A 21,500-nucleotide genomic window follows, 5' to 3' on the forward strand; every position below is an offset into this window, starting at 1 on the left:
AGGAACGGGATAATGGTGGCGCAGAAGGGCAAGGACCTGCTCTTGAAGATCAGCGATGGCGGCAGCTATGTGACGGTGGCCGGCTTGAGGTCGCGGCGGCTGGCGTTCAATGCCGAGACAGTGGATGTGACGGATGCCGAAAGCGCCGGGTGCTGGCGCGAACTTCTGGGTGGCGCCGGCGTGCAGCGGGCCTCGCTGACGGGGGCGGGCCTGTTCAAGGACCAGGCGAGCGATACGCTGGTGCGTCAGGCCTTCTTTGCCGGCTCGATCCTCTCCTGGCAGGTGCTGATCCCGGATTTCGGCACGGTGACCGGGCCGTTTCAGATCACGGCGCTGGAATATTCCGGCGAGCACAATGGCGAGCTGCGCTTCGAACTGGCGCTGGAATCGGCCGGCCAGTTAAGTTTTGGGGCGCTCTGATGGGTGCGGGGGCAAGGGCGAACCGCAGGCGCGGCGAGGTGGAGGCGGTGATCGACGGCGAGCGGCGCGTGCTCTGCCTGACGCTCGGAAGCCTGGCGGAACTGGAAACGGCCTTCGGCGCGGGCGATCTCGGCGGACTTGCCGAACGCTTCTCCTCGGGCCGGATGAAGGCGGTCGACATGGTCCGCATCCTGGGCGCCGGGCTCAGGGGCGCCGGCAACCTTTATTCCGATGACGAGGTGGCGGCGATGAGCGTGGAAGGCGGCATTGCCGGCTGCGCAAGGATCGTCGGCGAACTGCTGGTCGCGACTTTCGGGTCATCGCAGGAGGCGGCCTCGCCGGACCCTTTAGCGCCGCAGCCGGCGGGCGGGATGCCGAACCGTTTCCCTGGGAAGCGGTGATGCATGCCGGGTTCTGCCTGCTGCGGCTTTCTCCCGACATATTCTGGCGCCTGACGCCGGTTGAGTTTTTTGCGATGACCGGTGGGCTGCGGCCGAGGCGGCCGGAGATGGCACGGGACGGGCTGGAGGGGTTGATGAGGCAGTTTCCGGATGGAGCGGCGTGTGGGCGAGGAGGGTGAGGTCGTTTCGCCGCTCGGGCTGATCCGCTGTTTCGGGGTTAAGGCGACCGTGTTCTTTCGGCCCATTGCGGACGGGCCCGTCCCAAAGCTGCGAGCAATGACCATTACTTTGCTCGTTGTCGCTACAACTGACGTACTCTTGTCTTAGCTCGGCTCAGAAGAGCGCCAGCAGGCAGCTGTCGACGGCAGAGACACTGCCTCGGCCCGATCCTGGCCATAGTTCTTCAAGTATCAATCCGCCGCCCAAGTGCACCCGAGAAGGAGGCTGGCGCGCTAGAACGTCTTTCGGTATCCAACCGCTATGCCCGCGGCCGAAGCATTCGGCACATGGCCAGCATCGACGCGATACTGTAGCCCCACTCGCAGATGCCCCTCACCAACTGGGACATTATAGTCCATACCGAAATCCAGCTCGCGGCCGGTCGGTTCGACCTCCGCCGCCATCTGGCGCTGCTGGATCTCTCCGGCAGCATTACGGCCGGTCGGGATATTCAGCTTCATCGAGCCGCTTTCGATGCGCAAGGGTTGAGCAACGGAGAAAGAAAGTGAATCCTGCTCCTTTACCAGGTTGCCGATGCGCATTCCGACCTGAAACGCCGAAAAATCGACGTCGCTGATCGATCCGATCAAACCTGCGGTTCCGCCAGAAGCTCTCGCCGTCCCGTATTCGAACCGGCCAAACAGCCCCAGGTGCGGCGCCAGTTGATGATCGAGACCGGCGTGGAATGTGGCAACCTTACTCCCGGTGCCCCAAGCGAACGCCGTGCTTGGCTCCATCCCGAGAAGGCTTTCCTGATCATCCAGATAGCTGGCTCCGAAACTGACGCGGGTCGCTTCGCCGATTGCGACGTTGATACCGCCGCCTGCAACAGATCCCAGCTCCTCCTCGTGCGTGCCTTCCCCTGCAAAACCAACCGCCGTGACTGCGAAAGGCCCAAGTTCGCGACTGGAGATGGCTGCAACATTTTCACCCACAAGCGAGAGAACAGAGCTCTGACTGTGCCACGCGGGTGCGGGACTGGTCTCGAAGATGCCTGTTGCATCGGCCGAAACTGAAAGGCCCGCCGTTGCGCCGTAAGCGTCGTTCGGTAGGAGCAGGCCCGGCTTGGGCAGCGCATGCGAAGGGGGAACGGCAACCCACTGCATCAGGTCGGGAAGCATTGGGGGGCTCGGCGCTTGGACGAGTTGTGAACCTTCGACGTTGTAGCTGCGGTTCAAGGCATCGAAGACCGCGACCTGAGTCCCAGCCAGGGCTCTTTCGATCCCATTGCCAAAGCTTTGCGAAGGAGCAACCGTCATCTCGTTGAGGCTCGTCCGATCGCTGGTCAGAACGTGATCTCCAGAGAGATACGATACGTTGCCGATCGGGCTGAGTGCCGCTGCGACGTCCAGAACCCCATGCCCCCATTCCTGGGAGAAGGCATGGGAAACGCCGTTGCCGAAGTCGCTGGTGCCACTGACCGGAACGCCTAGCTTGCTGAACCAGCTATTGTCTGCGCTCGCAAGAAGTCTCTTCGTCCACTCCTCCGGCGTCAGGTCCGGGAAGGCCTCCGCCAGCAGCGCAACCGTCCCGGCGATCTGCGGTGCGACGTAGGATGTGCCTGTGCCAGCAGAATAGGAGGTATCGGAAGTCGCGCTCGCTGCACTCGTTGTTCCATCTCCCGCCATGCAGAAGCTTGCAGCCAATCCACAGGGAGCCGACAGGCGGACAGCCTTCGTGATCTCTCCTGCCGCGTTCACTTCGAAATAGCCATTGGCGGCCGCGACCCAGGCCTCCTGCAAGCGCTGGTCAAAATGCGGGAGGGCCGCCATCACGTCGCCGGACGCCAAGGCCTCGTTGTTCGAGAGCGCCCATACGATGACGCCTTCACGCTGGAAACCATCCAGCGCATCAAGATAGGTTTGCCACTTCGCCGCACCATAATTGCCGATCAGCGCATTCAGGCCTTGTGCCACGGTCCGGCCGGGATTGGCCTGAAGGTGAGATGCGAAATCGGAGGCAGCCAGCTCGAACCCCCACGAATTGTTCTGCGCAACAGCACCGCGCGAGGCAGCGTCAAGCGTGCCACCAATGACATTGTCCAGATTGAGATTGGTGCCGCCTGCCGGATTGATGGCGGTCAGATGCAAGCCGGCAGAAGGGGCCACTCCGTGCATTCCCCTGTCATCCTGAGCGCCTGCAATCAGCGAAGCCACATGCGTGCCGTGATCGCTGCTCGGCAGCGTGCCGTACCGATAGATCGTCTTGCCCCCAAACTCCTGATGCGTCGTGCGAAAGCCGCTGTCGACGACGGCAACAAGCTGGCCTGCGCCGCTGATGCCCGAGGACAAGGCCGTGTGCAGGTTGTGCAGTTCAAACGCGCTGGACTGGCTCGTCGCGGGCGCACCGGAGGATGCGCAACCGACATAAGTGCAGTTGGCGTCAGCCGCGCGAAACTCGGCGGACGTCCGAATTTGCTCCGCCCGCGCCGGATTGATGGTCACGCCGCCTGATGTCCAATCACCTTGGGAGAGCGAGGGTGAAGGCGGGGTGGGTGCCGGAGCGGGTGCGGGCGCGCTGGGCGAAACCGGTGCTGGAGCTGCGACCGCCGGTGGCGATGAACTCCCGGAACCTCCATCGCCGGATCCGCCCGATCCGCCGGAGCAGCCGCTCACCAGGAGGCCTGCAGAGAAAAGGGCGATCGGCCCCATCAACGCGGTATTCGACATGCTCAAGTAAGACCATCGACGAGAGTAGGATGATGATGCTCTCTGATGACCGCCTGACGGACCTTGAGCTGCACAAATGCGCTATCTTTCAGAAATCAGGCTTATTTATGAGCTTAGGCTAAAAAAGGGCGCACACATAGATGGTGGGAAAAGCACCTGGATGACTGTCCAAACTCGGCGCCATTTCAACCTCCACTCTTGAAGCAGTTGATGTCCCCCTTCTGGCGCAATGCTGACGGTCATCGCCCGGTGGCGGCACAAAGCGGACTTGTTGACCGAGAAGGTAGGGCAGCCTGCCGCCCGCATCTCGGTCATTGAGGTCGGTAACGAAGTACTATTCCGCTTCGGACCAGTGAGGATACGTCACATAGGCGGTAAGCGCGCCTTCTGCGTGGGAGCGGATGACGACCGCGTTGCCCTTTGGCATGTAGATGATCTCGCCGGAACCCGCGGTCAGGGTCTCGCCATTGGCTTCGACCGAAACCCTTCCCTCCAGGACCACCATGACGTCGTCGACGACGATATTGGTCTCCATGACCTGGTCGGGGCCATACTTTCCATACCCGACCGTGACCGGTCCCCCCTGCCGCTGATCCGCCAGGTTCGCGGCAAAGATGTCGGCGTCCTGCCCGGGCGAGCGTTCGAATATGGCATCAGCCGGTTCAAATCTGAGGACTTTCATATCTTTCCTTTCTGAGTTCCGGTGCAGTCGGATGGGGTAAATCGTTCGAGACCGGTGCCGCCTGCGATAACGGCGGCGAACGTGGCGGTGGCGTCGGCGGACGAGCTCCTGCCAATGACGACATCCGCCGCCAGACATTCCCCAGCAGCAACGAAGGCTCGGCAACGCCTTTCGAGTTCGGAAGGAGCGAGAGCGACATGCGGACGGAGGACGGCGATGAACATCCGAACGCTGTTCTCAAGCAGATCGGCGAAGACCGAGGCTTTTTCCGGCGTTCCGCCGAGGGCCGCGCCGACCGCTTGAAACTCGCCGGTGACGTCGCTCGCGCAATCGATATAGGCCCGTGCCAGTTCCTGGACCGTTTCCCGAGTGCCAATCTTGCTGCCCGCCATGCGTTCGCGAAAGGCATCGATTTTCTCGATGTCGATCCAGCGATAGAGTTCAAGCAGGAGATCGATCCGCCTGCGGAAATGATCATAGGCGACAGGCTTCGAGACACCTGCTCGCTCGGCGAGGCGCGCAAGGGTGAGCTCGTCTGTTCCCTCTTCGCCGACCATGCCTCGTGCGAGCTGGAGGAGTTGTCGATGCCGGTCCTCGTAGGAAAGACGCTCGGCTCGGGTCGATGTGTCGGGTCTCTTCGCAGCCATACTGAAGAAACCTACTAAACGTAACTTCGTTCCCATCAGTGTTGCGATCAGCGTTTCCTGTCCGGGTAGTTGGAGACTGGATTGTCCAACTCGCGGACGCCCAGGACGGCTTCCCCATCATCCAGCGGGTAGCGACCTTCTTCCGGTTCGCGCCACCGGTGTTCGAAACGACGAAAAACGTCCCTGCAGCCGGATCACGCCTGCGTCCACGAAAGGTAATCCCATGGAAGACGATGACATTTCGCTTGCCGGTACCCTCGGCGAGGCGGAGGAACTTTCGCGTGTGATGGCGGATCTGGAGGCGCGGTCGCAGCGGTTCGGGGCGGCGCTGACGGGGGCTTTGCGCTCTGCGACGGTCGGCGGCAAGGGGCTGGAGGATGTGCTGCGGGGGCTCGGCAACCGGCTGACGGATATTGCGCTCTCGGCGGCGCTGAAGCCGCTCGAAGGGGCGCTCGGCAATGCGATCGGCGGCTTCATGGGATCGGTTGTGCCGTTCGCGGATGGCGGCGTGGTGCGCAGCCCCAGCTTCTTTCCGATGGGGGGCGATCTCGGCCTGATGGGCGAGGCGGGGCCGGAGGCGATCCTGCCGCTGAGGCGCGGACCGGATGGCGTCCTGGGCGTCGCGGCGGGCGGTGGCGGGGCGGCGACGCAGATCGTCTTCAACGTGACCGCGACGGATGCCGCGAGCTTCCGCAAGAGCGAGGGGCAGCTCGCCGCCATGCTGGCAAGAAGCGTCGGGCGCGGGCAGCGCGGGCTGTAGCGGGGCAGGGCGAGAGCGATCTTTCGAGCCCACGAAAATGAGGATCTGCGATGACGGGATTTCACGAGGTGCAGTTTCCGCTGCGGCTGGCGCTCGGTACGAGCGGCGGCCCGGTGCGGCGGACCGATATCGTCAACCTGTCCAACGGGCGGGAGAACCGCAATGCCCGCTGGCGGGATTCGCGTCGCAGCTATGATGCGGGGTCGGGCATCAAGTCTGTTGCCGATCTCTATGCGGTGCTCGAATTCTTCGAGGCGCGCCGCGGACGGCTGCACGGCTTTCGCTTCCGCGACCCGCTGGACTGGAAATCCTGCGCGCCGGGTGCGGTGGTCTCCGCCGGCGACCAGCAGATCGGCACCGGCGACGGGACAACGGCGAGTTTTCCGCTGGTGAAGACCTACGGCGACGGGGGCACAGGCTGGGTGCGGCGGATCGCCAAGCCGGTGGCGGGGACGGTGCAGGTCTCGGTCGATGGCGTCGCGGTGGCGCCGGCGAACTATTCGGTGGATGCCGTGGCGGGCATGGTTACCTTCGTGCCAGGACAGATACCGGCGACGGGTTCGGTGGTGCGGGCGGGGTTCGAGTTCGACGTGCCGGTCCGCTTCGACACCGACCGGATCGAGGTCGATCTCAGTCATTTCGATGCCGGGCGCATTCCGACCATTCCGCTGACGGAGATCCTGCCATGAGGAGCATACCCGAGGAACTTGCCGCGCATCTTGCGGGCGACGCCACTACCACCTGCCATTGCTGGCGGGTGACGCGGCGCGATGGCGCAGTGCTCGGCTTCACCGACCACGACCACGACCTTGCCTTCGACGGCACGCTCTTCCTGGCCGCCAGCGGCTTTGCGGGCAGCGAGGTGGAGACCGCGACCGGGCTGGCGGCGAGCGTCGACGAAGTGGCGGGCGGCTTTTCGAGCGAGGTGATCCGCGAGGAGGCCCTGGCTGCCGGGCTCTATGACGGAGCGCGCGTGGAGCGCTTCCTCGTCAACTGGGACGCGCCCGAGGCGCACATGCTGCTCGACATGCGCGAGGTGGGAGAGGTGACCCGGGCGGGCGAGGCCTTTTCCGCCGAGCTTCGCAGCATGGCCCATCGCCTCGCACAGCCGCAGGGGCGCGTCTACAACCGCCGCTGCGACGCCGAGTTCGGCGACGGGCGGTGCCGGGTCGATCTGTCTGCCTGGCAGGGGAGCGGCAGCGTTCTGGCGGTCACGGACGCGAGCACGATCAGCGTCGGCGGACTGGACGGGTTCGCGGAAGGATTTTTCCGCCTCGGCGTCCTGTCGCTCGCCGACGGGCGGCGGATCGACGTCGAGGGCGATCGCCGGCTGCCGGACGGCGCGCGGGAGCTTTCCTTCTGGCTGCCGCTGGAAGGGGCGCCCGGGGACGTATTGACGCCGGGGCAGGCGTTCACCATCACCGCCGGCTGCGACAAGACCTTCGCCACCTGCCGCGACCGCTTTGCCAACCAGGTCAACTTCCGCGGCTTTCCGCACGTTCCGGGCAGCGACTTCGCCTATTCCTATGCGGCCGGCGAAGGACGTCACGATGGCGGGGCCATCTTTTCATGACCGGCCAGGGCGCGCGGATCGTCGCCTTAGCGGAGAGCTGGATAGGCACGCCCTATCGCCACCAGGGCGCCACGAAAGGGGTCGGCTGCGATTGCATCGGCCTCGTTCGCGGCATCTGGCGGGAACTCTATGGCAACGAACCGGAGGCCGTGCCGGCCTACGCGCCGGACTGGGCCGAGCGCAGCGGCGAGGAGCGGCTGCTGGAGGCGGGGCTGCGGCTGTTCGGCCCGGCGCTGCCGATGGACGCCGCCGCACCGGGCGACCTGCTGCTCTTCCGCTGGCGGCCGGACTGCGCGGCAAAGCATGCGGGCATCCAGGCAGGGCCACGGCATTTCATCCATGCCTATGAGCAGGCGGCGGTGATCTGCTCGGCGCTGGTGCCGTCATGGCGCCGGCGGATCGTGGCGGTGCACCGGTTTCCAGTTGCGCCCGTGGATTGAAAAAACGAGCGGCTTGGCGTATATTCCGGAGTGGTGAGCGAGGCGGTAACCTCGCCCACCTTGGACTTACTTTGGGAAGTATACCCGGACGGCTATCGACCAGCCCGTCCGGGTTTTCCTCAAGGTAAGCGCAATGCCAATCGGGGTGAGCTTCATAGCACTACCTCCAGGTTCGAGAGCAAGGCCCTTGCCGAGGCCGGTGGGGCCCGTCCTCACCGGCGCGCCGGCTGGCGCGGCGCTCGCTGCTTCTGCTCCCGAACATCATCACCCTATCACAATCTAGCCGCGCATCCAGCGGGTGCCGCAAGGGGCTTCCATGGCCACTATTCTCTTCCAGGCGGCGGGCGCGGCGCTCGGCGGTGTCTTCGGTCCTGTGGGCGCGATGCTTGGGCGCGCGGCGGGCGGGCTGGCCGGCAGCCATGTGGATCGCGCGCTGATCAATGGTGGCCGGACGATCTCTGGAGCGCGGCTGGCGACTGCACGCATTCCGGGTGCCGACGAGGGCGCGCCGATCAGCCGCGTCTACGGGTCGGCCCGGATCGGCGGCACACTGATCTGGGCGACGCGTTTCGAGGAAGAGGTGCGGCGGGAACGCTCCGGCGGCAAGGCGAGCGGTCCGCGGGTGGAGAGCTTCCGCTACTTCGCCAACCTCGCCATCGGGCTGTGCGAGGGCGAGATTGCCGGGATCAGGCGGGTGTGGGCGGACGGTCGCGAGATCGACCTGACGGGCGTGGAGATGCGCGTCTATCGGGGCGGGGAGGACCAATTGCCCGATCCGCTGATCGAGGCAAAACAGGGCATGGGCAACGCGCCTGCCTATCGCGGCCTCGCCTATGTCGTCTTCGATCGCCTGCCGCTCGATCCGTTCGGCAACCGTATTCCGCTGCTGCAGTTCGAGGTGCTGCGTCCGGTCGGCGCGCTGGAGCGGCAGATTCGTGCGGTCACGATCATTCCCGGCGCGACCGAGCACGGCTATGCGAACGTGCAGGTGACGGAGAAGACGGGCGAGGGCAGCGCCCGGATCATGAACCGCCATACCTTGACAGCGGCGACTGACTGGCAGGCCTCGATCGACGAGCTGACGGCGCTCTGCCCGAACCTCGAGCGGGTGGCGCTGGTCGTCAGTTGGTTCGGGACGGACTTGAGGGCCGGCCACTGCCGGATCCTGCCGGGTGTGGAGGTGCCGCACCGGGACGACGAAAGCTCGCCTTGGTCGGTCGCCGGTTTCACGCGCGCCGATGCCCATACCGTCAGCCGGCACGGGGGCGGTCCGGCCTATGGCGGCACGCCGAGCGACGATAGCCTGCTCCAGGCCATTGCGGACCTCAAGGCGCGGGGACTGGAGGTCTATCTCTACCCGTTCCTGATGATGGACGTTCCGCAAGGCAACGGCCTTCCCGATCCGCATGGAGGCGCGGAGCAGGCGAGCTACCCCTGGCGCGGCCGCATCACCTGCCATCCCGCACCCGGCCTGCCCGGCACGACCGACCGAACGGCGGCGGCGCGAAGCCAGGTGGCGGCCTTCGCCGAAGACGCGGACGGTTACCGGCGCATGGTGCTGCACTATGCCGGACTGGCGGCCGAAGCCGGCGGCATTGATGGCTTCCTCATAGGCTCGGAACTGCGCGGGCTGACTCAGTTGCGCGACGAGGCCGGGCGGTTCCCCTTCGTCGAGCAGTTGGTGCAACTGGCGGAGGATGTCCGGACGATGCTTGGCTCGCAGGCGAAGCTGACCTACGGCGCCGACTGGAGCGAGTATTTCGGCTATCACCCGCAGGACGGCTCCGGCGACGTCTTCTTCCACCTTGACCCGCTCTGGGCGTCGCCGGCGATCGATGCCGTGGGCATCGACAACTACATGCCGCTTGCCGACTGGCGCGACGAGGATCTCGCACGCGCCAATCCCGAGGGGTTCCGTCTCGCCGAGGACGACGAGGCAATGGGGGCGCAAATCGCGGCGGGGGAAGGCTTCGACTGGTACTATGCGAGCGATGCGGATCGAGCCGCACGCCTTCGGACGCCGATCACCGACGGGGCGGCGGGCAAGCCCTGGGTGTTCCGGCCCAAAGATCTGGCCGGCTGGTGGTCGAATTCTCATCATGATCGCCTCGGCGGCGAGGAGGTGGCGCAGCCGACCGGCTGGCAACCGGCGATGAAGCCGATCTGGTTCACCGAACTCGGCTGCCCGGCGGTGGACAAGGGGGCCAACCAGCCGAATGTCTTCGTCGATCCGAAATCGGCCGAAAGTACCGCCCCGCATTTTTCGAGTCTCGCCCGGTCCGATGCCATGCAGCGGCGCTTCCTGGAGGCACATCACCGGCATTGGCAGGGGCAAGACACCGGACCGGTCGACCCGGACCGTGTCTTCGTCTGGACCTGGGACGCGCGCCCCTATCCTGCCTTTCCCGCCGATCTTTCGGTTTGGAGCGACGGCGGCAACTGGCGAAGTGGCCACTGGTTGAATGGCAGGCTGGGCGCGGTGACATTGGCCGATACGATCGCTTCCGTCCTGGCGGATCATGGTTTTCACGATTTCGACGTATCGGCGGTGAGCGGTGACCCCATCGGCTATGTGCAGGCGGAGGTGACCTCGGCACGTGCCCTGCTCGCGCCGCTGCTCGATGTCTTCAGGATCGACGCGATCGAGGAAGCGGGGCGGCTCAGGTTGCGGTCGCGAGGCGCTGCGAGCCTTCCGCCAGCCGTCATCGATGTGCTCGCCGATGTCGAGGATCAGCCGCTGTGGAGCGAGACCCGCGGCCATGACAGCGACTTCGCCGCCGAAATGGTGATCGGTTCCTACAATCCCGCTTTGAACTACGAGCAGGCGAGCGCCCGGTCCCGGCGGACGCGGACGGCGAGCAACCGGGTGCTCGGCTATGACCTGCCGTCCGTCCTGGCCGAGGAGGCAGCGCTTTCCGCAGCGGAGGCTGCCGTCCGCGATCAGTGGGTGTCGCGACGGACGCTGAGCTTCGCGCTGTCCCCGGCGGACGTCGGCCTCCAGCCAGGCGATCCGATCACGTTGCCGCAGGCTGGCGGGACGTTTCTCGTTTCGCGCGTGGAGGAAGGGCCGGTGCGCCGGATCGAGGCGCGCCAGCACGCAACCTCCGCGCCTGCCGCACCCGTCCAGGAGACGCCGGGGCCGGGAGGTGGGGACACCGGTTCGGACGCGTTTGCACCGATCCTCCATCTTCTCGACCTGGCGCGTTTCTCCTCCGGTCCCGGGGAGAGCTTCGCCCGGGCGGCAGGCCATGCGCGTCCCTGGCAACGGATCATGCTGTCCTCGTCGCCGACGACGGACGGATATGGGCTGCGTGCAGTGCTCGACCGGCCGGCGCGGATCGGACGGCTCACGGCGCCGCTTGCGTCCGGCACCATATCGGGGCGCTTCGACCATGCGTCGAGGATTGAGCTCGACCTCTTCTTCGGCGGCCTGTCGTCTGCCTCCTTGGAAGCGGTTCTGGCGGGCGAGAACCGGCTGGCGGTGAAGGCAGCGAGCGGGACATGGGAGATCGTCAGTTTCCTTGAGGCGCAGGAAGTGGCGCCTGGACGCTGGCGGCTCGCAAGGCTGCTGCGCGGACTGGCAGGAACGGAGGACGCAATGTCCGAGGGCGCGCCGGCGGGTTCGCCGGTGGTGCTGCTGGACGAGGCGGTCGCGTCGCTCGGGCTTGCCGCAGAGGAACGTGGCCGCATGCTGAACTGGATTGCCGAAGGCAGCGGGGCCGGCGGTGGCCGTGTGGGGCCATTGCCCTTCCAGGGCGGGATCAGGGCGGAGACACCGCTCTCGCCCGTGCACCTGGGCGCCCGCCGACTGGCCAATGGCGACCTGCTGCTGTCTTGGATCCGTCGGGGCAGGGTGGAGGCGGACGACTGGGGTGCCGCCGATGTTCCGCTCGACGAGCCGGAGGAGCGCTACCGCGTCGACATTCTGGACGGTTCCACCGTGCGGCGTTCGGCGGACCTCGCGGCCCCGCAACTCCTCTACAGCCTCGACGAGCAGATCACCGATTTCGGCCAGCCGCTGCCGGCGGTGACCATACGGGTTCGCCAACTGGGCCGGGCGGTGCCGCTCGGGATTGCGGCGACCGCCACCATTCAAACCTAGAAGGAGACAGAGCATGGACGGAATGAAGACCTGGTACCAGTCGAAAACGGTATGGGGCGCGCTGATCGCGGTAGCGGCCTCCATTGCACAGGTGGCGGGGGTGGATCTGGCGCCCGACGTGCAGGACGACATGGCCGACCTTGCGATTGCGCTTGGCGGTGCGCTGGGCGGCGCCTTGTCGATCTATGGACGCATCTCCGCCAGCACCGCCATTGGGCGGCGATGAGCGCCATCGGCTCCGGGAAGGTAATCGAAACCTTTCCGGGCTCCCCCCTGTTTTTTACCCTTCCATAACCACAGGTCCACGACGCCTCCATAAGTGCGGACCCTTTCTCCAGATCCGGGGTTTGATGCCCGGACGAGAAAAGGGGGCTCGATGACGGAGCGGATGACAGCCTGGCTGGCCGAGGCTCGCGAGGCGCATAATTACCGGCGCATGTACGCACTGGCACTCAAGATCCTGCGCGAAGCAGGCGCCGGACCTCTGGCACAGGCGGCGTCCTGCGTCGTCGTCTCCCTCTGCGACATCATCTATGATCCGGTGGCGGACGCATGGCGCCTGAAGCAGGCGCGGCGGTTCTTCCAGTGCCTTCTCGATCAGCTTGCAGCGGAAGTGGAAGCCCTTCGGCAGGCGTCGTGACGCTGCGTGCGGCAGGCCCGGATTCATCCCTTTCTTCGCATTCATTTGCCATTCAGGCGTGCTTGGTTACATAATCCATCACATGCATTGGATCTGTTCGATCCGCCCTGACGATGGATAGCAACACGATGGCGCGACTGCCGATACCTGCGATGCTCATCGCCGGCCTTGCCGGTCTGACTGCCTTCGAAGCCCCGGCAGCGGGGGACTACTTCATCCTGGCCGCCGCCGACTGCGGCGCGGCAGCAAGCCGCGTCGTCAGCGAGACGGGCGGCCAGCTTCTGTCGGCACAGCCATCCTCCGACGGCCAGACCTGCGTCGTCACCGTTCTCGTCCAGGGCAATGGCAATGAGAGGCCGCGCAAGGTAACAGTGCGGGTGCCGATGTAATGACAGGGGCGGCGATCCGCGATCGTCGCATAGGGTGGGGCAGTCCATGCGCATTCTCGTAGTTGAAGACGACGTCAATCTGAGCCGGCAGCTGACCGATGCGCTGAAGGAGGCGGGTTATGTCGTCGACCAGGCGTTCGACGGCGAGGAGGGACATTTCCTCGGCGACACGGAACCCTATGATGCCGCCATCCTCGACATTGGCCTGCCCGTCATGGACGGAATAAGCGTAGTGGAGAAGTGGCGCACGGACGGCCGGCGGATGCCGGTCCTGATGCTCACGGCGCGCGATCGCTGGAGCGACAAGGTGGCCGGCATCGATGCGGGCGCCGACGACTACGTTGCCAAGCCCTTCCATGTGGAGGAAGTGCTGGCCCGCGTGCGCGCCCTCATCCGCCGCGCCGCCGGACATGCGTCCTCCGAACTCATCTGCGGGCCGGTCCGTCTCGACACCAAGGCGTCGAAGGCGAGCGTCGACGGCATGCCGCTGAAACTCACCTCCCACGAATTCCGGCTGCTCTCCTATCTGATGCATCACATGGGCCAGGTGGTGTCGCGCACGGAACTAGTCGAGCACATGTATGATCAGGATTTCGACCGCGACTCCAACACCATCGAGGTGTTCATCGGGCGGCTGAGGAAGAAGCTCGGCGTGGACCTGATCGAGACGGTGCGCGGCCTCGGCTACAGGATGCAAGCCCCGACCGACGTCAGCTGACGCCATGACCGGGCCGAGTTCCCTTACCGCCCGCGTTCTCCTTCTCGCCACCCTCTGGTCCGGACTGGCCCTGGTGGTGATCGCCCTCGTGATTTCCGCCCTCTACCGTCAGTCTGCCGAACGGGCTTTCACCGACCTCTTGCGGGCGCAACTCTACAACGTCATCAATTCGGTTTCGATCGGCGAGGGCAACAACCTCGCCGGTAACCCGCAACTGGGCGACCTGCGCTATTCCCAGCCGGAAACCGGCTGGTACTGGATCATCGAACCGCTCGGGACCTTCGCCGCCGCGCCGCTTTCCTCGCCGTCCCTGGGCGTTTCGAAGATTGCCGTCCCGAGCATCCTGAACGTTCCCTTCAACAACCGCTATGAGCGCTTCTATCCTGTGGTCGACGCCTTCGGAAACAATGTGCTGGTGGCCGAGACAGAGGTCGTGCTCGACAGCCAGGGGCGGGCGGCACGCTTCCGCGTTGCCGGGAACCTCGACGCCATGGAAGAGGACATCGCCACCTTCAACCGTAGCCTCTACATTGCCCTCGTGGTGTTCGGTCTCGGCAGCCTTGTCGTCAATGGCGGCGCCATCCTCTTCGGCCTGCAGCCGCTCGACAGGGCACGCCGCGCACTGGAAAGGATTCGCCGTGGCGACGCGGAGCGTCTTGAAGGGGAGTTTCCGCGCGAGGTCCTGCCGCTCGTCAACGAGATCAATGCGCTGATCGAGAGCAACCGCCGCATCGTCGACCGTGCCCGCATGCAGGTCGGCAATCTCGCCCATTCGCTGAAGACCCCGCTTGCCGTCCTGCTGAACGAGGCCCGCTCGCTCGAGGCCACGCAGGGCGAACTGATGAGGTCGCAGGCGGAAGCCATGCAGGCGCAGGTGCAATCCTATCTCAACCGGGCGCGTATTGCAGCACAGCGTGAATCCGTGCTGGTTCGCACGGAGGTCGAGCCCGTGCTGGAGAGGCTCGTCCGCGTGATGCGCCGCCTCAACCCGGAGAGGGAATTCAACCTTTCGGTCTCTCCTGGCGCTGTTCTCGCGATGGAGCAGCAGGATGTCGAGGAGACAGTCGGCAACCTGCTGGAGAATGCCGCCCGCTTCTGCCGGACCGGCGTCTGGCTCAGGGTCGCTGCGGCAGCCGGACCTCCGGCCGGCGAACCGGCGGACACGATCCGCCGGACTTGGCTGGAAGTGGTGGTCGAGGACGATGGACCGGGACTGGAGCCCGGCCAGCTCGGCGAGGCGACGAAGCGTGGCCGCCGCTTCGACGAGAGCCGGCCCGGTGCGGGCCTCGGGCTCTCGATCGTGAGCGAGATCGCCGGCGAATACCAGGGCAGCTTCGAGCTTCAGCGCAGCGAAAAGGGTGGCCTGCGCGCAACACTTCTGTTGCCGTCGGTGACGAAGGATGTTGCCTGACGCGGACAAAGGCTCCATATCCCCTTGGCGGGTCCCGGCGAGCATCGCCGCCCTGGCTCGATGCGGGAAATACTCCAACCGGTGCTGAACACATGCGTCTCAGAAGTTTGCAGATTGGTGCGACGTTCCTTGGTCTGGCAGTCATTGCCGGATGTTCGACTACATCCGGAAGCGGCGGCAGCCTGCTTCCGTCCAGGTCCTCGGGTTCGACGACCTATATCGCTGCATTGCAGGGCGGCATCGTCAGCCGCAGCGGCGTCGAGATCAGCAATAGCGACAGGGCAAGGGCACTGGAAGCCGAATATCGCGCACTGGAAGCGGCGGCGGTCGGCCAGCCTGTCACCTGGAGCGGCAGGGATGTCAGCGGACAGGTTGTCGCGGCTGCTCCCTACCAGGTTGGTTCGCAGAACTGCCGGCAGTACAAGCACACGCTGACTGCCAGCGGACGGCAGGCGATCGCACGCGGTGCGGCCTGCCGAAACAAGGACGGCAGCTGGACCCCGCTCATCTAAGAATTTGACATAAGTCATGGCCGGAATCGCGCTACGGGTGCATCAGGGGCACAAGCAACTTGCGGCCAAACGCCTCAAATCTGTGTCATGACCGGCTTTGCCGTTGGAAAGGCAGCCCGGTTCCAGTATTTGGACCATTATGTTCTTGTGGATCATCCTCGCTGTCCTGACCGCCGCCGTCGCGGCCGTCCTGCTCGTCACGCTGGCGCGCGGCGCCAAATCCGAAATTCCCGATCGCGCCGGAGAGATCGCCGTCTATAGAGATCAGATGGCCGAACTCGAGCGCGATCGCGAGCAGGGCCTGATCTCCGCGGAAGAGGCCGAGTATGCGAAGGCCGAGATCGGCCGCCGGCTGTTGTCGGCTGCCGGAGAGGCGGAGAGCCAGAGCGAAGCTCCCGCCGGCCGTACCGGCCTGACCGCAACAGGCGCAGCGGTGACCCTTCTCGTCCCCGCCGTGGGACTGTCCCTCTATCTGTTGCTCGGCAATCCGCAGCTCCCGGACCAGCCGCTTGCCGCCCGACTTGAGAATCCCGGCCAGAACATGGCCTTGCTGGTCGCCAAGGCCGAACGGCACCTGGCCGAGAACCCGAAGGACGGTGCGGGCTGGGACCTGCTGGCGCCGATCTACTTCAAGGCCAGGCGGCTGGGCGATGCGGAACTCGCATTCCGCAATGCCATGCGGCTGCTTGGGACCAGCCCGGAGCGGCTTGACGGGCTGGGGGAGACCCTCGTTGCCGCCAATGACGGCATCGTCACCGAGGATGCGCGCCTCGCCTTCGAGGAGAGCCTGCGCCTTCAGCCGGACAATCCCCGCGCCCGCTTCTATGTCGGTCTCGGCCTGGAGCAGGCCGGCCGCCGCGACGAGGCACGCGCGGCCTTCGAGGCGATTGCCAAAGCTTCTCCGCCCGACGCGCCTTGGATGGACCTGATCCGGCAGCATATCGCGGCGACCGGCGGTACGCCCCCGCAGGCGGCGGAAGCGACGAACGGGCCATCCGCGGACGACATGGCTGCGGCGGGCCAGATGTCCGAAGGCGATCGCCAGAACATGATCCGCGGCATGGTGGAGAGCCTCGCGGCCCGCCTGCAGGACGATCCGAACAACCTGGAAGGCTGGCTCCGGCTGGTGCGGTCCTATTCCGTGCTCGGCGACAAAGAAAAGGCCGAGGAAGCGCTTAAGAGCGGCTTGAAGACATTCCCGGCGGAAGGCAGCGAGGGGCAGCAACTGATTGCGCTTGCCCGCGAGGTTGGCCTGGCCGTCGAAGGAGCGACGCAATGACACGCAAACAGAAACGTCTCACCATCATCGCCGGCGGCATGAGCTTCATCCTCGCCGCCGTCCTCCTGGTCATGTTCGCCTTCAGCCAGTCGGTCGCCTATTTCTATATGCCGGCAGATCTCGCCACCACGGAGGTTTCTCCGGGCACGCGCATCCGCCTTGGCGGCCTGGTGGCCGAGGGATCGGTCAAGCGTGGTGCGGGTTCTACGGTAAGCTTCTCGGTAACCGACGGCTCGAACACGGTGCCGGTCAGCTATACGGGCATCCTGCCCGACCTGTTCCGCGAGGGACAGGGCGTGGTGACCGAAGGCGCGTTCGACGCTGCGACCCACTCCTTCGTTGCGGATTCTGTGCTGGCCAAGCATGATGAGAACTACATGCCGAAGGAAGTGGCCGACCGCCTGAAGGAGCAGGGGGTCTGGCAGCACGGCGGGGAGGCGGCGACGCAATGATCATCGAAGTCGGACATTATGCGCTCGTCCTTGCGCTCGCCACCGCGCTGATCGTGTCGATCCTGCCGTTGATCGGCGCGCGCCGCAACGATGCGGCGATGATGGCGCTGGCGCCGGTCGGTTCGATCCTGATGTTCCTGCTGGTGCTGTTCTCCTTCTCGGCTCTGACCTGGGCCTATGCGGCCTCCGACTTTTCGGTGAAGAACGTTTGGGAGAATTCCCACTCGATGATGCCGTTGGTCTACAAGTTCTCCGGCGTCTGGGGCAACCACGAAGGCTCGATGCTGCTCTGGCTGCTGATCCTGGTCTTTTTCAGCGCCCTCGTCGCCTTCTTCGGGCGCAACCTCCCCGACACGCTGCATGCCAATGTGCTGGCGGTGCAGGGCTGGATCGCTACCGCCTTCACGCTGTTCATCCTGCTGACATCCAATCCTTTCGCCCGCCTCAGTCCGGCGCCTGCCGAAGGCCAGGACCTTAACCCGATCCTCCAGGACCCGGGACTGGCGGTGCATCCGCCGCTCCTCTATCTCGGCTATGTAGGCTTTTCCGTCTGCTTCTCCTTCGCGGTCGCGGCCTTGATCGAGGGCCGTATCGATGCGGCCTGGGCGCGCTGGGTGCGTCCGTGGACGCTGGCTGCTTGGACCTTCCTGACTGCCGGCATCGCGATGGGCTCCTACTGGGCCTATTACGAACTCGGCTGGGGCGGCTGGTGGTTCTGGGACCCGGTCGAAAACGCCTCCTTCATGCCCTGGCTCGCCGGCACCGCGCTTCTGCACTCGGCGCTGGTGATGGAGAAACGCGAGGCGCTGAAAATCTGGACCGTGCTGCTGGCGATCATGACCTTCTCGCTGTCGCTGCTCGGCACCTTCCTTGTCCGCTCGGGTGTGCTGACCTCGGTTCACGCCTTTGCCACGGACCCCACGCGCGGCATCTTCATCCTGGCAATCCTCATGCTGTTCATTGGCGGTGCCTTTGCGCTCTTCGCCTGGCGGGCACCGATGCTGAAGTCCGGTGGCCTTTTCGCGCCGATCTCTCGCGAAGGTTCGCTCGTCCTCAACAACCTGATCCTGACGGTCGCAACGGCGACGGTCCTGATCGGAACGCTTTATCCGCTGGTGCTGGAAACGCTGACCGGCGAGAAGATTTCGGTCGGGGCGCCATTCTTCAACATGACCTTCGGGCTGCTGATGATCCCGCTGCTGATCGCCGTTCCGTTCGGGCCGATGCTCGCCTGGAAGCGGGGCGACCTGCTCGCCGCACTGCAGCGCCTCTACGTCGCCGCCGGACTGGCGCTGGTGGCAGGCCTGACCCTCTACTACATCGAGAACGGCGGCCCGGTGATGGCTGTCTTCGGCCTCGCCATCGCCTTCTGGGGGATGTTCGGTGCACTGGCCGACCTCTGGTATCGCGCCAACTTCGGCAAGCTGCCGTTCAACGTCGCCTGGCGTCGGCTGGTCGGCCTGCCGCGGTCGGCCTTCGGGACGGCGCTGGCGCATTTCGGCCTCGGCGTGACCGTCCTCGGCATCGTCATGGTGACGACATATGAGACGGAAACGGTTGTCGAGATGAAGCAGGGCATGGCGGCGGAAGCCGGCGGCTACTCGCTCGTCTTCGACGGCATGCGCGAGGCGGTTGGTCCGAACTATACCGAGGAACAGGGACACTTCACCATCAGCCAAGGAGGCGTGGTGGTGGCAGATACGTGGTCGTCGAAGCGGCTCTATACCGCAAGGCGCATGCCGACGACGGAAGCCGGCATCGTCACCTTCGGATTCAGTCAGCTCTACGTCTCGCTGGGCGACCCGATCGCCGGTGGCGGCATGGTGGTGCGCATCTGGTGGAAGCCCTTCATCCTCTGCATCTGGGGTGGATCGCTGATCATGATGATTGGCGGCTTCGTCTCGCTCTCCGACCGGCGGCTGCGGGTGGGTGCCCCGACGCGCCGCGCCCGTGCCGTCCGCCCGGCGATGGAGGCGGCGGAATGATCCGCAAGTTTCTCCTCGTCCTCCTCATCCTGCTCGCCCCCCTTCCGGCGCTCGCGGTCAATCCCGACGAGATCCTCGCCGATCCTGTGCTCGAGGAGCGGGCGAGAAACCTCTCGGCGAACCTGCGCTGCATGGTCTGCCAGAACCAATCGATCGACGACTCCAATGCGGAACTGGCCCGGGACCTGAGGGTCCTGGTGCGTGAACGGCTGCAGCAGGGTGACACGGACGAAGAGGTGATAGACTACGTCGTCTCCCGCTATGGCGAGTTCGTGCTGCTGAAGCCGCGTTTTTCCCTCCGCACCATGCTTCTGTGGACCGCTCCTGCATTGCTGCTCGGCATCGGCGGGATCGTGCTTGTGCTGATGGCCCGCGGGCGCCTCAGGGCACGCGCGCCGGCTCCTCTTTCGGCCGAGGAGCAGGCCCGGATCGACGAGCTTCTCGACAGGCGCTAGCCAGCCCCAACATTACGAAGTTTTCATCCGCCTGACACCTGCAGTTAAGGTGAGCCTTCCTATATCTCTTCGCATCCACCGCCTTCCGGGCGCTTCCCGGAAACAGACACAGTGAAGAGAAGAAGGTACTCACAATGCTCAACAGCAAATTCGGACGCCCCTCGCTGAAGACCGTGCTGAAGACCTCGACGGTCGCCGGGCTGACCGCGGTGATGCTGTCGACCGGCGTCCCCGGACAGGTCATCGAGTCGTTCGCCGATCCCGTCAAGGTTCAGGCGCCACAGGCTCCCAGCTTCGCCGACGTCGTCTCCGCCGTCTCGCCGGCCGTCGTGTCGGTGCGTGTCCAGTCGGAAACCCAGGCGGCCAGCGACAACAGCAATTTCTCCTTCAACTTTGGCGGCCAGGGCTTTGAGGACCTGCCGGACGATCACCCGTTGAAGCGGTTCTTCCGCGATTTCGGTGGCCCGCAGTTCCGCGACGGTCCAGACAGCGACCGCAGCGAGCGCAACGGTCCGCGTCGCCTGCGCCCGACCTCCCAAGGCTCCGGCTTCTTCATCTCCGAGGACGGCTACCTCGTCACCAACAACCACGTCATCGCCGACGGTGCCGCCTATACGGTGGTACTGGATGACGGCACCGAACTCGACGCCAAGCTGATCGGCTCCGACAGCCGCACCGACCTTGCGGTGCTGAAGGTCGATGCCAATCGCGAATTCACCTATGTCAACTTCGCGGACGACACGAAGGTGCGCGTCGGCGACTGGGTCGTGGCGGTCGGTAACCCGTTCGGCCTCGGCGGTTCTGTGACGGCGGGCATCATCTCGGCCCGCGGCCGTGACATCGGCTCTGGTCCATATGACGATTACATCCAGATCGATGCGGCCGTGAACCGCGGCAATTCCGGCGGTCCCGCCTTCAATCTCGAGGGTGAGGTCATCGGCATCAATACGGCGATCTTCTCACCTTCGGGCGGCAATGTCGGCATCGCCTTCGCCATTCCCGCTTCGGTTGCCCGCGACGTGGTGACGGAACTGATGAAGGACGGCAAGGTCGAGCGTGGCTGGCTCGGCGTGCAGATCCAGCCGGTCAACAAGGACATTGCCGAATCGCTTGGCCTCTCTGAGGCGCAGGGCGCCCTCGTCGTTGCTCCGCAGGAAGGTTCGCCGGGTCAGAAGGCCGGCATCAAGGAAGGCGACGTGATCACCGCCCTCAATGGCGATCCGATCAAGGATGCTCGCGATCTCGCGCGCAAGGTCGCCGCCATGAATCCGAACGCGAAGGTCGATATCGCTATCTGGCGTGACGGCAAGTCCCAGAACCTCGAAGTGACACTGGGCAACCTGGCCAGCGAGCAATCCGCAAGCGCCGATACGGAGACACCGGAAGCTCCCGCGCCTTCGACGGAGCAGGCGTTGGCAAGCCTTGGCATCACGGTAGCGCCTGCCGAGGACGGCGCAGGTCTCTCTGTCGTCGAAGTCGATCCGGAGTCTGAAGCGGCAGGTCGCGGCCTGCGTGCCGGCGAGAAGATCGTCTCGGTCAACAACCAGTCCGTGAAGACTGCCGCCGACATCGAGAAGGTCATCGAGCAGGCCCGCAACGATGGGCGCAGCCGCGCGCTGTTCCAGGTTGAGTCCGATCGTGGCAGCCGCTTCATCGCGCTCCCGATCAACGAAGGCTGATCCTCCCAATCGGCATCAGGAAGGGGCGCCGCCGGTCACGTCGGCGCCCCCTTTTCATTTCCTCCGC

Annotated in this window: 23 protein-coding genes; 20 read left to right on the forward strand and 3 right to left on the reverse strand. The window is 65.2% G+C overall.

Going from position 1 to position 21,500, the window contains the following annotated elements:
• Window positions 1–12: 12 nt before the first annotated feature.
• From NT26_RS04380 to NT26_RS22270, 3 genes are read left to right on the forward strand one after another with little or no spacing between them, the layout of a single operon-like run.
• Window positions 13–420: a phage major tail protein, TP901-1 family gene (locus NT26_RS04380; RefSeq protein ID WP_052637602.1), complete on the forward strand. Its 408-nt coding sequence runs from the start codon at window positions 13–15 to the stop codon at window positions 418–420.
• The gene (locus NT26_RS04385; protein ID WP_052637603.1) at window positions 420–821 is read left to right on the forward strand and encodes a gene transfer agent family protein; all 402 of its coding nucleotides are present in this window, start codon (window positions 420–422) and stop codon (window positions 819–821) included. Before NT26_RS04380 ends, NT26_RS04385 begins: the two co-directional genes overlap by 1 nt.
• Window positions 821–1,000 (forward strand): rcc01693 family protein, encoded by a 180-nt coding sequence (locus NT26_RS22270; RefSeq protein ID WP_082077632.1) that lies wholly within the window; start codon window positions 821–823, stop codon window positions 998–1,000. Before NT26_RS04385 ends, NT26_RS22270 begins: the two co-directional genes overlap by 1 nt.
• A 273-nt stretch (window positions 1,001–1,273) precedes the next feature.
• On the opposite strand, the gene NT26_RS04390 is transcribed toward NT26_RS22270, so the two are convergent.
• Window positions 1,274–3,484 carry a S8 family peptidase gene (locus tag NT26_RS04390; protein WP_052637604.1) on the reverse strand — a complete coding sequence of 737 codons (2,211 nt, stop codon included), beginning with the start codon at window positions 3,482–3,484 and terminating at the stop codon, window positions 1,274–1,276.
• Between NT26_RS04390 and NT26_RS23085 the strand changes: the two genes are divergently transcribed.
• Window positions 3,477–3,719 (forward strand): hypothetical protein, encoded by a 243-nt coding sequence (locus tag NT26_RS23085; RefSeq protein ID WP_172974122.1) that lies wholly within the window; start codon window positions 3,477–3,479, stop codon window positions 3,717–3,719. The two genes, NT26_RS04390 and NT26_RS23085, sit on opposite strands and share 8 nt — an antisense overlap.
• Before the next feature lie 324 nt (window positions 3,720–4,043).
• Here NT26_RS23085 and NT26_RS04400 read toward each other — a convergent pair whose 3' ends face one another.
• Entirely contained in the window at window positions 4,044–4,391 is a 348-nt protein-coding gene (locus NT26_RS04400; protein ID WP_052637606.1) for a cupin domain-containing protein, read from the reverse strand.
• Window positions 4,388–5,038: a TetR/AcrR family transcriptional regulator gene (locus tag NT26_RS04405; RefSeq protein ID WP_052637607.1), complete on the reverse strand. Its 651-nt coding sequence runs from the start codon at window positions 5,036–5,038 to the stop codon at window positions 4,388–4,390. Before NT26_RS04405 ends, NT26_RS04400 begins: the two co-directional genes overlap by 4 nt.
• A gap of 223 nt (window positions 5,039–5,261) precedes the next feature.
• Here NT26_RS04405 and NT26_RS04410 point away from each other — a divergent pair, with 223 nt between their 5' ends.
• From NT26_RS04410 to NT26_RS04485, 16 genes are all read left to right on the forward strand, one after another.
• Window positions 5,262–5,798: a phage tail tape measure protein gene (locus NT26_RS04410; protein ID WP_052637608.1), complete on the forward strand. Its 537-nt coding sequence runs from the start codon at window positions 5,262–5,264 to the stop codon at window positions 5,796–5,798.
• Between the two features lie 50 nt (window positions 5,799–5,848).
• Entirely contained in the window at window positions 5,849–6,487 is a 639-nt protein-coding gene (locus NT26_RS04415) for a DUF2460 domain-containing protein (RefSeq protein WP_052637609.1), read from the forward strand.
• Entirely contained in the window at window positions 6,484–7,371 is an 888-nt protein-coding gene (locus NT26_RS04420) for a DUF2163 domain-containing protein (RefSeq protein WP_052637610.1), read from the forward strand. Before NT26_RS04415 ends, NT26_RS04420 begins: the two co-directional genes overlap by 4 nt.
• Complete coding sequence (locus tag NT26_RS04425) at window positions 7,368–7,811, forward strand: NlpC/P60 family protein (RefSeq protein ID WP_052637611.1); 444 nt, start codon at window positions 7,368–7,370, stop codon at window positions 7,809–7,811. The genes NT26_RS04420 and NT26_RS04425 overlap by 4 nt, the downstream gene beginning before the upstream one ends.
• Before the next feature lie 316 nt (window positions 7,812–8,127).
• Entirely contained in the window at window positions 8,128–11,913 is a 3,786-nt protein-coding gene (locus NT26_RS04430; protein ID WP_052637612.1) for a baseplate multidomain protein megatron, read from the forward strand.
• Window positions 11,914–11,926: 13 nt separating this feature from the next.
• Window positions 11,927–12,139: a hypothetical protein gene (locus NT26_RS04435; RefSeq protein WP_052637613.1), complete on the forward strand. Its 213-nt coding sequence runs from the start codon at window positions 11,927–11,929 to the stop codon at window positions 12,137–12,139.
• Window positions 12,140–12,289: 150 nt separating this feature from the next.
• Window positions 12,290–12,553, forward strand: a complete 264-nt coding sequence (locus tag NT26_RS04440) for a hypothetical protein (RefSeq protein WP_052637614.1) — start codon at window positions 12,290–12,292, stop codon at window positions 12,551–12,553.
• Window positions 12,554–12,681: 128 nt separating this feature from the next.
• A complete protein-coding gene (locus tag NT26_RS04445) occupies window positions 12,682–12,942 on the forward strand; it encodes a hypothetical protein (RefSeq protein WP_052637615.1) in 261 nt (86 codons plus the stop codon).
• 46 nt (window positions 12,943–12,988) lie between these two features.
• Window positions 12,989–13,660 (forward strand): response regulator transcription factor, encoded by a 672-nt coding sequence (locus NT26_RS04450; RefSeq protein WP_052637616.1) that lies wholly within the window; start codon window positions 12,989–12,991, stop codon window positions 13,658–13,660.
• Between the two features lie 4 nt (window positions 13,661–13,664).
• Window positions 13,665–15,071 carry an ATP-binding protein gene (locus tag NT26_RS04455; protein ID WP_052637617.1) on the forward strand — a complete coding sequence of 469 codons (1,407 nt, stop codon included), beginning with the start codon at window positions 13,665–13,667 and terminating at the stop codon, window positions 15,069–15,071.
• Window positions 15,072–15,163: 92 nt separating this feature from the next.
• The gene (locus NT26_RS04460) at window positions 15,164–15,583 is read left to right on the forward strand and encodes a hypothetical protein (RefSeq protein ID WP_052637618.1); all 420 of its coding nucleotides are present in this window, start codon (window positions 15,164–15,166) and stop codon (window positions 15,581–15,583) included.
• Window positions 15,584–15,722: 139 nt separating this feature from the next.
• The gene (ccmI, locus tag NT26_RS04465; protein WP_052637619.1) at window positions 15,723–16,862 is read left to right on the forward strand and encodes a c-type cytochrome biogenesis protein CcmI; all 1,140 of its coding nucleotides are present in this window, start codon (window positions 15,723–15,725) and stop codon (window positions 16,860–16,862) included.
• Window positions 16,859–17,314, forward strand: coding sequence for a cytochrome c maturation protein CcmE (gene ccmE, locus NT26_RS04470; RefSeq protein WP_052637620.1), 456 nt, complete (start codon window positions 16,859–16,861; stop codon window positions 17,312–17,314). The genes ccmI and ccmE overlap by 4 nt, the downstream gene beginning before the upstream one ends.
• Entirely contained in the window at window positions 17,311–19,299 is a 1,989-nt protein-coding gene (locus tag NT26_RS04475) for a heme lyase CcmF/NrfE family subunit (protein WP_052637621.1), read from the forward strand. Before ccmE ends, NT26_RS04475 begins: the two co-directional genes overlap by 4 nt.
• Window positions 19,296–19,754, forward strand: coding sequence for a cytochrome c-type biogenesis protein (locus tag NT26_RS04480; protein ID WP_052637622.1), 459 nt, complete (start codon window positions 19,296–19,298; stop codon window positions 19,752–19,754). The genes NT26_RS04475 and NT26_RS04480 overlap by 4 nt, the downstream gene beginning before the upstream one ends.
• Before the next feature lie 134 nt (window positions 19,755–19,888).
• Window positions 19,889–21,433, forward strand: coding sequence for a Do family serine endopeptidase (locus NT26_RS04485; RefSeq protein WP_052637623.1), 1,545 nt, complete (start codon window positions 19,889–19,891; stop codon window positions 21,431–21,433).
• The last annotated feature ends 67 nt before the right edge of the window (window positions 21,434–21,500 follow it).

The organism is Pseudorhizobium banfieldiae, from assembly GCF_000967425.1.
In the GTDB taxonomy this organism is placed as follows: Bacteria; Pseudomonadota; Alphaproteobacteria; order Rhizobiales; family Rhizobiaceae; genus Neorhizobium; species Neorhizobium banfieldiae.